Source organism: Haloarchaeobius sp. FL176, from assembly GCF_024609245.1.
Lineage (GTDB): Archaea > Halobacteriota > Halobacteria > Halobacteriales > Natrialbaceae > Haloarchaeobius.
In genome coordinates, this window is sequence record NZ_JANJYH010000008.1 from 1 (window position 1) to 13,229 (window position 13,229).

Genomic DNA, 13,229 nt, shown 5'->3' on the forward strand with positions numbered 1-13,229 from the left:
ACGCCGACATCGAGGTCAGCGACGAGGGCGAACTGCCGTGGACCCAGCGCCTGGACATGACCGCGTTCCAGGAAGACACGGGCTACGAAGTCGAGTACGGCCTCGAAGCTGGCTTCCGCAAGTACATTGCCGTCCTCCGCGAAGAAGCTGGACTGGACCCGCTGTAGGCGGACTGACGCTCGGGTAGTCAGCGCGATAACAGCGAGGAAGGTGGACAGCACGCACGGACCTGACTGCGGAAGACCCCGTCAGCCAGTCACGTTCCTCGAACCAGTATCGCTGCCTCACAACGTGTTATCGCGTATCGGGGTGAGCTACTCGCCCGTTGTCCAACACGGAGGTCGTCGTGCTCCCATCGAGCTGCCGGGAGGTCGCACGGCCCTGTACCACGCAGTCGCAGGTAGCTGAATCAGTATCCGTCGACGTCGTCGACCTCGTTCTTCCAGACCTTCTCCTCGCCGATGAACCGGGGGCGCTCCTCGACGTCGAGGAAGTTGTTCACGTCCTCTCGGGCCTCTGCAGCCACCTCACGAGTCGGGTCGTAGTCCCGGCTGCCCTCGCTGCCGAGGGCTTCGTGAAGGTCGTCGAGGGTCTCGAAGTAGAGTTCTGCGACGCCGTCGAACTCGGCGTTCTCGGGGTCGGTCGGGTACACCGTCTGGTAGCGCACGACACCCTCGATATCCTTCGCCAGCGGCGAGTGGTTGTTCTCCCAGTACTCGCGGAACTCCTCGTGGCTCATGCCGTCCTTGCGGACCAGCAGTGCCGAATGCTTGTAGAGGCCGTCGGTGTCGCCGTCGACCTCGTCTTTCCAGACCTTCTCCTCGCCGATGAATCGAGGGCGCTCCTCGACGTCGAGGAAGTTGTTCACGTCCTCGCGCGCTTGGGCGGCGACCTCCCGCGTGGGGTCGTAATCACGACTGCCCTCACTGCCGAGAGCCTCGTGGAGGTCGTCCAGTGTCTCGAAGTACAGCTCCGCGATACCGTCGAACTCGGCGTTCTCGGGGTCGGTCGGGTACACCGTCTGGTAGCGGACGACGCCTTCGATGTCCTTCGCCAGCGGCGAGTGGTTGTTCTCCCAGTACTCGCGGAACTCCTCGTGCGTCAGGTCGTCCTTGCGGACGAGCAACGCTACGTGCTTGAACATGCAGATGGAGAATCAGGGGGCGTACACAAAAAACATCGCATAGCCCCGATCGTACCGGACGAGCTACTGGTGGAAGGACGGTAAGGTACCGGTCGATCACCGTGTTCGAGTCAGCCGTTCGTGCCGTAACGGAGGCTGATGTGGATCTCGTCGAGCGCAGCGAGCAGCTTGTCGGGGAGCTCTTCGTTGAGGAGCGAGTCCTTCACCCGATGCGCGGGCCCGGAGACACTGATTGCACCGACGGGGTAGCCATCCTCGTCGCGGATGGGTGCGCCGACCGCGTTGAGACCCGTTACGGACTCGCCGATGTTGAACGCGTAGCCGCGGTCACGGATCTCTGCGAGCTCCTCGCGGAGGGCCTCCTCGGACGTGATGGTGCTATCGGTCCGTTCTTCGAGCTCCCGGCGTTCGAGGATCGTGTCGAGTTCGTCGTCCGGGAGGAACGCCAGAATCGACTTCCCGGCGGCGAGCTGGTGAAGGTCACGCCGCTGTCCAACCTGCGCGGATGTCTCCAGCGGGTTGTCACCGTGCGCTTTGTACAGGTGCACACTGTAGTCCTCCTCTTTCGCGATGAGCCAGACCTTCTCCCCCGTCGTCTCGGCGAGTCGGTCGACCTGCTGTCGTGCGACGTCGTAGAACTCGACGTACTCGCGGGCCCGCCGTCCGAAGTCCAGCAGTCTGAGGCCGAGAGAGAAGGTTCCGTCCTCGTCCCGGACGATGAGGTCGTTGGCCTCCAGGGTAAGGAGATGTCGGTGGATAGTACTCCGTGCGATGTCGAACTCCTCGGTCAGGTCGGCCAGGGACTGCCCTGGGTTCGACTTCAGGGCTTCGAGAATGCGGATGGAGTACTCCGTCGTCTTCACGGGACGGTTGACGGAATCGGGAGGTGACATACCGGGACCGTACAGCGTGACGGGAGTTAATACTTGGCACTGAATCCAAGCCACCGGGACAACATAGCCGAAACGGTGGTGTGTGCCCATCCGAACCGAACACCATCGTTAGCCCGCAGTCGTGGTACTGGTTCGGAACATCTACTGGCACACGATGCGACCCGACAAATGTCCGAATAGATTGGATAAACAAGTAACAGTCGTACTGCAAGTTTCTGTGAATTCTACCCGATACTTTCTGTCGAAACAGACGTTCAGTCATTTCTACCATCGTGAGCTGAATCAGCGGGGTACCGTGAAACCAGCGAATATTGTAGATAGACCACATCCGAGCGGGCATTCAGAAAATCATGTGTGTTGTTACCAATAGTTACACACGAGAACGGCCACCATCCGAATTATTTGAACTCCAAGAGACGCGTTACAGCTACGCGCTCGTAACAGGCAGTACGGCCGACGGATCAGGAATCGGAATCACGGAACCCGGACCCCGATTCGACAGTTCCCGTCTGGCGGTTGAATCGGCCACACGTTGGACGCCGAAACACCGCCGTCGAACACCGCCGGGGTCGCCAGGGGCAGCAGTTGCTCGGTCCAATCAGTGCTGGTGCGTCCGGGGGCGAGGCCGTTCATGGGGTGGACACAGCTTCGGCGAGTACGTTCGTCACAACTATACGGTTGTAACACAACTCGGAGTACGAATGAGTGAAGACGGCTCCTGTGGCTGCAAGGTCGGACGTGTTACGGCAGCGTACGAGCATCCGAACGTCGACGAGTGGCTGTTCGAGGAGTGGCAAGAAGGAACCAGTATCCGCAGCCTCACCGAGGAGCTCAACGAGGAACTCATCGAGCGAAAACTAGCTGCTGTCGGCGCGAGTCGCCTCGAGTGGAGCAAAACCCCGGTGTACGAGGCCCTGCACACCGACGAGCTGAGCGAACCGGAGACCATCGAGATCCGGCGGGAACTCGAACGGGCCGGTGTCGATGTCGAACAGCTCAGCGCGGACCTGGTTTCACACCAGACGGTGTATCGACATCTCAAGAACTGTCTGGGAGCAGCCGGGCCGGAGGAGAAAACCGCCGAAGAACGACGGGAGAAGGCCCGGAACAGGATCTACGCGCTCCAACAACGGGCATCGGTAGTGACCGATTCGACGGTCGAGTCCTTGCAGAAAGCCGGTGTGACGGACATCGGTGACCCAGAGGTGCTCGTGGACATCAACGTCGTCTGCCGCGACTGCGGGCAGTCGATGGATCTCGACCAGCTGTTGACCAGCGGCTGTGACTGTACCGAGGGTTGAAAGGGGGAGAGCAGACAAAAGAGCTATTAGCTATCCTCATTAGGTAGGATGCATGCTAAATACCGCTTCTATACACGGGGAGCTCTCTCTCCACGTGGAGAACATCGGTGGAATCTCGGAAACCGACGTAACCCTCTCCGAGGGCGTCACTGTGCTCGAAGGGCGCAACGCGACGAACCGGACGTCGTTCCTCCAGGCGTTGATGGCTGCGATGGGCAGCGACCAGTACACGCTGAAGGGGGATGCGGCGGAGGGCCGTGTGGAGCTATCGCTTGGTGACACGGTGGTCGAGCGTCGATTCGAGCGCCGGAACGGCTCGGTGCACGCGACAGGGTCGGGCTACCTCGACGAACCCGAAGTGGCTGAACTGTTCGCGTTCCTCCTCGAGGAAAACGCGGCCCGGAGGGCCGTCGCTCGCGGGGACAATCTCCACGAACTCCTCACTCGGCCGATCGACACCGACGAAATCGAGGCCGAAATCGAACTGCTGCAGGCGGAGAAGCGGAATATCGACGACCGGCTCTCGTCGATGGAGGAACGGGAACGCGAACTGGTCGATCTCGAACGTCGCAAGCAGGAACTGCAGCCGAAGATCGAGGAGCACGAGACGCAGCTCGACGAACTGGAAGCCGAAATCGAGGAGGCAGACCTGGATGTCGCTGCCGAACGGGAGTCGAAAGCGGCTATCGAGGACCAACTGGACACTCTGAAAGACCACCGGACCCAGCTGGAGGACACCCGGTTCGAGCTCGAGACGATTCACGAGACGATCGCCTCGTTGGAGACAGAACGAGAGGAGAAGCGCGACCGCCGCGAGGAGCTGACAGGACAGCCGGACACGGATATCGACTCCCTGCGGGCCGAGCTCGACGACTTTCGTGACCGAAAGCGCGAGGTGAACTCTCAGATGAACGAGCTCCAGAGCATCGTCCAGTTCAACGAGGAGATGCTCGCGGGGACGGACAGTGAGATATCAGCAGTCCTCGAAGATGCGGGCGACGAGGGCACTGCCACCTCGCCCACGGACCAGTTGCTCGAGAGCGACGGCACTGTCACGTGTTGGACGTGTGGCTCCCAGGTGGCCCGAGACGATATCGAGGAGACACTCGACCGACTCCGTTCGCTTCGACGAGAAAAACTAACAGAACGCCGAACAATTCAAGAAAAGATAGACGAAGTGAAAGACCGCGTATCCAAGGTCGAGACGGTCGCGGACGAACTCGACACACTCGACGAACGCCTGGCCGAGATCGATGTCCAGCTTGAAGCAAAGCGTGAACGGGTCACAGAACTCGAAACGCGGCGTGAGCAGCTCCACGGCGAGATCGACGAACTGGAGTCTACCATCGAGCAGGACCCGCCCTCGAACTACGACGACGTCTTGCAGCTCCACAAACAGGCGAACAGGGTCGAGCTGCAGCTCGAACAGATGGAGACGGATCTCGACTCGGTCGAATCGGAGATCGACGAGATCGAGACACTCCTCGCGGACAGACAGCAGTACGAGGACCGTCGGGACCAGATCGGCGAGGAACTCGACGAACTCCGGACCCGAATCGACCGCATCGAGGAACAGGCTGTTTCGGAGTTCAACCACCACATGGCCAAGATTCTGGAGCTCCTCGAATACGAGAACATCACTCGAGTGTGGATCGACCGTCAGGAACGAGAGACCAGCCAAGGCCGACAGACGGTTCAGGAGACCACCTTCGAGCTTCACGTCGTCCGAGAGGCCGACTCCGGCGAGGCATACGAGGGGACTATCGACACGCTCAGTGAGAGCGAGCGCGAGGTCGTCGGGCTGGTCGTCGCGCTGGCTGGATACCTCGTTCACGACCTTCAGGAGACGGTTCCGATAATGCTCCTGGACTCGTTGGAAGCCATCGACGGAGCCCGCATCTCGAAGCTCGTCGAGTACTTCGCAGACCACTCGGAGTTCTTGGTCGTCGCGCTGCTTCCGGAGGACGCGAGTGAGGTCACTGCCGGACAGGAGGTCGTAACGGAGATATAGACTCTATCGGAGGGACGGTTCCGGACAGTGTTCGATAGCAGTCGACTGGACAGGTGGAGTGCTGCAGTCGTGTCTCTCCCAGCGGCCATCGGTCACGACTGCACCGACAGCAGGAGTAGCCCGGTCGGTGAAAGCGAGAAGCCACACGCCACTATGGAACTCAGCATCAATCGGTGTACAGAAATACCACTTCTCAATATTACCTTGAAATTCTATAACTTTGGGGCGGTTGACCGTGATTGGCGGTCAGCCAGATCTGGGTTTCCAGCACGAGTTACAGCCCACAGCGAGTGGCCGACGAACAGCGATGCTGCGGTCGCCAGCAGCGCTCGACGGTCGATGGGTAGCGAAGCGTCGGTCATCGTCGGTCACTCGCTGTCGGTGTGCGGTTCGAAGACCGTTCGGCCCTCCGTCCGTGGCAGTCGTTCCTATCTCTGCCTCGGTGCATCTGCCATGGTCCCCCGTTCTCGGGGAGCTCTCAGGTACCCCAACCCACGAGGGGACCAGCGTACCGAGAGAGCAGGGCGGTTCGTCCTCAATCGCCCGCGGCTTCGAGCGCACCGACCTGCACGTTCCAGAGGTTCGCGTAGGGCCCGTTCGCGTCGACGAGTTCGTCGTGTGTCCCCGACTCGGCGACCACGCCGGAGTCGAGGACGACGATCTGGTCCGCGTGGCGGACGGTGGAGAGCCGATGGGCGACGACGAACGTCGTCCGGTCCGCGGTGATGTCGGCGAGGTGCTCCTGGACCAGACGCTCGGTCTCGGTGTCGACGTGACTCGTCGCCTCGTCGAGCACCAGTAGCTCCGGGTCGCCGACGACCGCGCGAGCGATGGCGAGACGCTGGCGCTGGCCGCCCGAGAGCGACGTGCCCTGCTCGCCGAGTTCGGTGTCGTAGCCCGCAGGGAGGCCGGTGACGAACTCGTGGGCGCCGGCGACCGCGGCGGCAGCCTGCACCTCGTCGTCGGTCGCCTCCCCCTGGGGCGCACCCGCAGCGATGTTCTCGCGGACCGTTCCGTCGAACAGGAACGAGTCTTGGTCGACGTAGCCGACCTGCTCGCGGAGCGACTGCGGTGCGACGTCCTCGAGGTCGTGGCCGCCGACGTGGACCCGTCCCTCGTCCGTGTCGTGGTACTTGAGGAGCAGGTCGAGCAGCGTGGACTTGCCCGCGCCGGTGGCACCGACGATACCGACGGTCGCGCCGGGAGCCACGTCGAGGTCGATCCCGTCGAGCACCCGCTGGTCAGTCCCGGAGTAGGTGAACGAGACGCCGTCGAACTCGACGCTCGGGCTGTCGAGCGTGACGTGTTCGCCGTGGTCGCCACCGGTCCGGGCATCACGTGCCGTGAGACCGCCGACTCGTTTCGCCGCGGCCTTCGCGCCCTTGTAGCCGTTGATGAGTCCACCGAGGTTCTTCAGCGGAGGCGTCATCCGCTCCAGGTAGAACAGGAACGGGACGAGCTCCCCGGCAGTGAGCGTGCCGGAGAAGAACAGCGGTGGGCCGACAGTGATCCACTGCACGCCGATGGCGACGACGAACACGAGCCAGACACCCGCGACGAGCCGGTTGAGCGGTGCCTGCCGGATGGAGAGCCGCCGGTTCTCGAGTCGGGCGTCGGTGTACTCGCGTGAGGACTGCGTTATCCGCCGTCGTTCGGCGTCCTCGGCGGTGTTCGCCTTGATGACGTCGAGACCACCGAGCGCCGTGGCCAGCAGCGCGTTCAGGCCGCCGCGCTCGGTGCGGATGTCGTCCTGAATCGGCTCCACCTGCTTGGAGAACCACAGGTTCGTGGCGGCCAAGACCGGCGCAGAGCACAGCACGAACAGCGCGAGCTGGACGTTCAGCAACCCCATGTAGACGAAGGCGCTCACGAGCGTGGTGAGTGCCCAGATGCTCGCCTCGATGAGCTTGTTGAAGAACGTGTCCAGCTGGTTCACGTCGTCGTTCAGCGCGCTGATGACGTTCCCGGTGCGGTGCTCGTCGAAGAACGACAGGTCGAAGCGGACGACGCGGGAGAACGAGCCGGTCCGCAACTCGTGGAGGAATCGCTGGGTGTAGAGTCCGAAGCAGTACTCGCCGACGAACGAGAGGAAGTGCGTCACGAGGTTCGTCGCGACGATGAGCCCGGTGACGAACAGGAGCAGGTCGACGGGCGCGGCCGGGACCACCGACTTCGGGAGGAACGGCAGCGCGAACGGCTGGTCGTTGAACAGCGCGTCGATGCCGAGGCCGATGAGGTAGACGTCAGCGAGGCTCAGGAAGATGGAGACGGCAGTCGAGACCATCGCGACGAGCAGCAGTGCCAGGTCGTCTCGACCGTACCGGCGCACCAGCGAGACGAGCGGGTAGTCGTCGGCCCGCTCGGAGAAGGCGTCGGTCATCCGCGCACCTCCGTCTCTGCGGCGTCGGTGGTCTCGTGCGCCGCAGCCGCGACCGCACCGGTCTGAACCGCCCACAGGCCAGCGTAGCTGCCGTCCTGCTCGACGAGTTCGGCGTGGGTCCCGCGCTCGGTGACCCGACCGTCATCCAAGACGACGATGCGGTCTGCCTGTCGGACCGTCGAGAGCCGGTGGGCGACGGCGAACACGGTGCGGTCTGCGGCGACGTCGCGGAGCGTGCGCTGTATCTCGGCCTCGGTCTCGGTGTCGACGTGGCTCGTCGCCTCGTCGAACACGAGGATCTCGGGGTCGGCGAGCAGCGCGCGAGCGATGGCGAGACGCTGGCGCTGGCCGCCCGAGAGCGTCGTCCCGCGCTCGCCGACTTCGGTGTCGTAGCCGTCGGGCAGCTCGGCGACGAACTCGTGCGCACTCGCCCGTTTCGCAGCGTCCACAACGTCACTGCGGGTCGCGTCGGATCGTGCATACGCCACGTTCTCGTGGACAGTTCCGGGGAACAGGAACGGGTCCTGCCCGACGTAGCCGACGTGTTCGCGGAGGCTGTGGACCGAGTGGTCGGCGATCGGCTGGCCGTCTAGCCGAATCTCACCGGTATCAGGCTCCTGGAACCGGAGCAGGAGCTTCACGAGCGTTGACTTTCCGGCGCCGCTGTGCCCGACGATACCGACGAAGTCGCCCGCCTCGGCAGTCAGAGAGACCTCGGTGAGGGTCGACTCGTCGTCGCTGTCGTCGTCGCCCTCGCCGTAGTCGAAGGTGACCGCGTCGTACTCGACCCCACCGTCGGTGACAGACAGCGGTGGGCCATCGTCATTGCGGGCCGTGGCCGCGTCGTGCCGCAAGAGCGGGACCACCCGTCTACTCGATGCCTGGCCGCTCTCGATCCTGTCGAGGACCTCCACGGCGAGCTTGCGGGTTGGTTCCATCAGCGAGAACGTGTACATGATGAAGGTCAGCAGGGTCCCGGCGGTCAGCGACTGGGTGAACACCGCGGGGGTGTCGGTGAGGATCCAGTAGCTTCCAACGCCGAAGAGGAACCAGACGCCGGCGACGGCGAGCAGCCACGAGACGCGGTTGTAGATCGCGCGGAGCTTCAGCGCCGACCACGCCGCGGCCTTGTACTCGCCGGACGCGTGGCCGACCCGCTCGGCCTCCCGGTCCTCGCGGACGAGCGACTTGACGGTCCGGATACCCTCGATGGCGTCCCGAAGCCGGGCGTTCAGCCGGCCGACGTTCGCCCTGACGGCGTCGTAGCGCGGTTCGAGCAGGCCGGCGTAGTACCGCGCGGTGATAGCGACGACGATAGGGAGGAGGGCCATGACGACCGCGAGGTTCCAGTTCAACAGCAGCATGAACGCGAACGCGGTGACGAGGTCGCCGCCGTACTGGACCGCTGCTCGCCCGCCGTCGAACAGGTCCTCGAGGTTGTCGACGTCGTCGTTCAGCACGCTCAGGAGGTCGCGGTCCGCGGCCTGGTGTGCCGAGAGCGGGAGCGCAGTCGCCGTCTCGAAGGCGGCCGTTCGGATGTCGTGGAGCGTCTCCAGGTTGGCACGCTCGTAGATGAGCACCCCGTACCATCGGCAGAGGCTCTCGCCGCCGACGGCGACCACGAGTGAGGCGACCACGAGCGTCGCCTGTCCCGCAGTGTCAGTCGGAATCCAGGCGTCGGGGACCAGCGGCAGGGTGAACGCCCGGCTCTCGAGGAGCAACGAGTCGAGCGCGACCCCGATGACGAGGGCGGGAACGCGTTGCAACGCGAGTGCGAGGACGACCAGCACGGTCCCCCCGACGAACTGGCGGCCGCGGCGGCGTGCGAACCGATGCAACAGGTAACGGACTGGGCTCGTTGTCGACATATCGTCGTGTGGGGGTGGTGGATTGGGTCGGGTGGGTTCCGGTCGGTCTGTTCTGACGATATGCCAGTGCCGGGAACAGGATAAACGTAATCTGTACGGCGCTACTGTAAGGAACCTGTTATTTAGACCCCAAACGGAATGTCCGTTCGCGAGTACGACCACCCATGGGAGTTGAATCGGAGGGAACCAAACAGGTCCAGGAGCGACCGCCGGACGACGTGTTCGGCCTGCTGGGGAACGAGGTGCGACTCGAGATCCTGCAGGCGATGAGCACCAGGCCGGATGCCACGTACTCCTTCTCGGAGCTGTACGACAGTATCGACATGGACGACAGCGGGAACTTCAACTACCACCTCAGCAAGCTCGAAGGGGTGTTCGTCCGCAAGGACGACGGCTACGAGCTCACCCACGCAGGCAAGAGCGTCGTCGGGGCAGTGTACGCCGGGACGTTCACCGCGAACGCGTCCATCGAGCCCATCTCGGCGGGCTGGGACTGCCTGCTCTGCGACGGGGAGATGCTCATCCGCTACGAGGACGAGCGGGTCCAGTTCCGGTGTGAGGACTGCGAGGAAGGAGCCGCGTTCCCGTTCCCACCCGGTAACCTCGACGAGTACGACCGCGACGAACTGCCGAGGGCGTTCGCCCGCTGGTACCACCAGAGCTTCCGCAAGCTGCTCCAGGGGTTCTGTGGGGTCTGCAGCGGTCGCGTCGAGCGGGACCTCCTCCACCCGCCGGAGAGCACCGAGGAGGGGCGGGGGCCATCGGAGGTCTCGTTCGAGTGTACCCGGTGTGGGATGTCTGGTACGATCACCGGCGGCTCGATGGTGACGCTGCACCCCATCGTGGAGGGATTCCTCGCCGAACACGGCTTCGACGTATCTTCGCGCCATCCCTCCCAGATATGGGCCGACCTCGACGTCCACGAGGCGTTCGTCGACGAGCACGACCAGCCGGCGTTCGGAATCCGGTTCGCGGTCGACGACGAACAGGTCGTCGCGACGGTCACCGCCGACGGCCACGTGGAGGAGGTACGACGCGGACCACGCGAGGACTGACCGACGGGTCGGGTCCCCCAGTCAGCACACCCCAAAAAAGCTGCACGCCGACGATGGTCCCGCCGGTCGAGGTCGTTGCGACGGCGACCGCGGTGAACTGGAAGGAGAGTCGCGAGCGAGTCGGCGGCACTGCGTGGACTGGGTTCCGGCGACTCACCGACGACCTGCAGAAGCGCCCGCACAAGGCCGCGTGACGGCTGTTCCGGATCCACATGGACCGCGACCGCTGCTTTCGTCGTCAGTCGGCCGAACCGTCACCGTCGTCTTGTTGCTCGTCTCCCTCGTCCGTCTCACCATCCGCGGTGGTGCTCTCCTCTGCGGGCTCGGCCGGTTCCGGCAGGTCCCGGACGACCAGCACCGGCGCGACCGCCCCCTCCGCGACGCGCTCCGCGTCGTCGCCGAACACCGCCGAGAGCACCGGCGGGCCGCCCTCGCCCATGACGATGACGTCGAACTCGGCGGACCGGGCGACGATGTCGTAGATGGGGGTCTCGGAGTCGCTGGTCTCGACCGTGATGCGGTCCGGGTCGAACCCCCGCTGCTCCAGCGTGGCGTCGGCGCGCTGGACTGCGGCTTCCGTGTCGTACCCCCCGCCTCCGGTCAGTCCCCAGAGCGTGACGCGTTCGTCGCCGTCGGCGAGCAGGGCCGCGACGAGGTCGACGAGGCGAGCGACGTCGATGCTTCCCCGGACCGCGACGAGTACGTCCTCGACCTCGCTGGTGGGGTTCGGGAGCAGCGTCGCCGTCGCGCCGACTTCGTCCGCGACGCGGGCGACGGTCTGGTTCCGGTCGTGGGTGAAGACGACGCGCGTCTCGACGCCGCCCCCGGCCCCGCGGAATCCGCTCGCGATGTCCTCGACGGCCTCCTGCGCGCGGTCCTCGAACTGCATGCTTCCCTGCTCGGTCGGGGTCTGGTCGGGGAGCACGTGGTAGCCGAGCACGACGATCTCCGCCGGTCTGAGGAACTCGACGAGCGGCTCTGGGACCGTCTGGCCCTTCAACACCCGGACCGGAATGAGGATTTTCGGCGGTTCACGAACGGCGAGGTCCCCCGAGTCGTCAGGGTCCTCGGTGGCGTCCCACGACATTCAGAGCACCCCCTTGAGCGAGACGTCGTTCGCGTAGTAACCGAACCACCCGGCCGATGCGACCATGATTGCAACGCCGATGATCTGTGATGTGGGTTTCATGAATAGGATGAGTCCGAAGCTCGCGACCGCACCGAAGCCCGCGACCAGCTGGTACGCTGGCACCCGGAAGTCGGGGTCGTACCACTCTGGCTCGTCGCGTCGCATGACGATGAGCGCCACGCACATCAGTCCGTACATGACGAGATGCAGGAACGATGCGACCTCGGCGAGCACCTCCACCCCTCCGAATGCGACGAGGACGAGCACGGGGCCGCCGCCCATCGCGAGTGCGATGTGAGGCGTCCCGTACTGCAGGTTGATCCGGCTCGCGAACCGCGGGAGGATGGCGTCCTTGCTCAGCGCGAACACCGCCCGCGAGGTCGAGAGGATGGAGGCGTTAGCGCTGGAGACCGTCGCCAGCAGTCCGGCGACGAGGATGACGATGGCACCCGGCGCGCCCATGAAGTTCCGTGCGACCTCCACGATGGCAGTCTCACCGAACTCCGCCAGGGTGCCGCTCCCGAACGCACTCGTGGCGACGAAGATGGTCGCCACGTACAGCGTCCCGACGATGAGCACCGACCCGACCATCGCCAGCGGGAGGTTCCGGCCGGGGTCCTTGATATCCCCCGCGACCGTCGCGACCTGTGCGAAGCCGAGGTAGGACGTGAACACGAGCGCGGCGGTCGTGAACACCGGGAGCGGCCCGAACGGCAGGAACCGCTCGGGGGTGGAACTGCTCCCGAACACACCGACAGCGTCGAGGCCACCGAAGCTCAGGAACAGGACGAGGATCGTCAGCAGGAGACCGACGACGTAGTTCTGGAGCGTCGCGGCGTTCTCGGTGCCGACCAGATTCAGGCCGGTCAGCAGCACCCCGAACAGGAGTGCGAGTGGGACGACGACCGGGATGCCACCCACGGCGACGCCCGCTTCGGCCAGCACGGCCGCGGCGTAGTTGCCGAAGCCGACCAGGTAGAACGCCGTCGCGAAGACGAGGCCGAGCCAGATACTGATGCCGACGATGGCCCCCGGAAGCGCACCGAGCGCCCGGGAGATGAAGTAGTAGCCGCCGCCGGACTTCGGCATCGCCGTCGCGAGCTCCGAGGCCGGGAGCGCGACCAGCAGTGCGATGACCGCACCGATGGCGAACGACCCGGCGGCCGCTGGCCCAGCCTGTCCGGCCGCGAGCCCGGGGAAGACGAAGATGCCCGCGCCGATCATCGTCCCGACGCCGATGGCCAGGCCGCCCTTGAGGCCGATGGTCCGCTCGAGCTCGGTCCCCTCCTCGGTGACAGACGTCTCACCGGACGGGGATTCGGCTTCCACGACCCGCTCCGGTACCTCTCCTTCGCGGTTCGCCCCTTCGGTTGTCGAGATTTCCTCCTGTCCAGTGCCCATTACTACGGTACCAATCGGGGACACCCGTGAAAAGGATAAGGCAAGGT

General features: G+C 64.5%; 10 protein-coding genes and 1 pseudogene. 5 read left to right on the plus strand and 6 right to left on the minus strand.

All coding sequences use genetic code 11. From position 1 onward, the window contains the following. Positions 1-167: pseudogene (locus tag NO978_RS14340) on the plus strand (UDP-glucose 4-epimerase); the annotation flags it as partial. Positions 168-409: 242 nt separating this feature from the next. Here the strand turns inward: NO978_RS14340 and NO978_RS14345 are convergent. Both NO978_RS14345 and NO978_RS14350 read right to left on the minus strand, forming a co-directional pair. Then, positions 410-1,144, minus strand: coding sequence for an EthD domain-containing protein (locus tag NO978_RS14345; protein ID WP_257300279.1), 735 nt, complete (start codon positions 1,142-1,144; stop codon positions 410-412). 110 nt (positions 1,145-1,254) lie between these two features. Further along, positions 1,255-2,037 carry an IclR family transcriptional regulator gene (locus tag NO978_RS14350; RefSeq protein WP_257300280.1) on the minus strand — a complete coding sequence of 261 codons (783 nt, stop codon included), beginning with the start codon at positions 2,035-2,037 and terminating at the stop codon, positions 1,255-1,257. Positions 2,038-2,738: 701 nt separating this feature from the next. Here NO978_RS14350 and rdfA point away from each other — a divergent pair. Together rdfA and NO978_RS14360 are read left to right on the plus strand one after the other, a co-directional pair. Further along, positions 2,739-3,338: a rod-determining factor RdfA gene (rdfA, locus tag NO978_RS14355; protein ID WP_257300281.1), complete on the plus strand. Its 600-nt coding sequence runs from the start codon at positions 2,739-2,741 to the stop codon at positions 3,336-3,338. 52 nt (positions 3,339-3,390) lie between these two features. Then, the gene (locus NO978_RS14360; RefSeq protein WP_257300282.1) at positions 3,391-5,349 is read left to right on the plus strand and encodes an archaea-specific SMC-related protein; all 1,959 of its coding nucleotides are present in this window, start codon (positions 3,391-3,393) and stop codon (positions 5,347-5,349) included. A gap of 535 nt (positions 5,350-5,884) precedes the next feature. On the opposite strand, the gene NO978_RS14365 is transcribed toward NO978_RS14360, so the two are convergent. Further along, on the minus strand, positions 5,885-7,729 hold the full coding sequence (locus tag NO978_RS14365) for an ABC transporter ATP-binding protein (protein WP_257300283.1): 1,845 nt from the start codon (positions 7,727-7,729) through the stop codon (positions 5,885-5,887). Beyond that, a complete protein-coding gene (locus NO978_RS14370; protein WP_257300284.1) occupies positions 7,726-9,597 on the minus strand; it encodes an ABC transporter ATP-binding protein in 1,872 nt (623 codons plus the stop codon). The genes NO978_RS14365 and NO978_RS14370 overlap by 4 nt, the downstream gene beginning before the upstream one ends. Positions 9,598-9,761: 164 nt before the next feature. Between NO978_RS14370 and NO978_RS14375 the strand changes: the two genes are divergently transcribed. Then, positions 9,762-10,652 carry a helix-turn-helix domain-containing protein gene (locus tag NO978_RS14375; RefSeq protein ID WP_257300285.1) on the plus strand — a complete coding sequence of 297 codons (891 nt, stop codon included), beginning with the start codon at positions 9,762-9,764 and terminating at the stop codon, positions 10,650-10,652. 53 nt (positions 10,653-10,705) lie between these two features. Continuing rightward, positions 10,706-10,846, plus strand: coding sequence for a hypothetical protein (locus tag NO978_RS14380; protein ID WP_257300286.1), 141 nt, complete (start codon positions 10,706-10,708; stop codon positions 10,844-10,846). Positions 10,847-10,890: 44 nt separating this feature from the next. Here NO978_RS14380 and NO978_RS14385 read toward each other — a convergent pair whose 3' ends face one another. Continuing rightward, on the minus strand, positions 10,891-11,739 hold the full coding sequence (locus NO978_RS14385) for a universal stress protein (RefSeq protein WP_257300287.1): 849 nt from the start codon (positions 11,737-11,739) through the stop codon (positions 10,891-10,893). Next, a complete protein-coding gene (locus NO978_RS14390; protein WP_257300288.1) occupies positions 11,740-13,182 on the minus strand; it encodes an APC family permease in 1,443 nt (480 codons plus the stop codon). It lies immediately after the preceding gene. Positions 13,183-13,229: the final 47 nt, after the last annotated feature.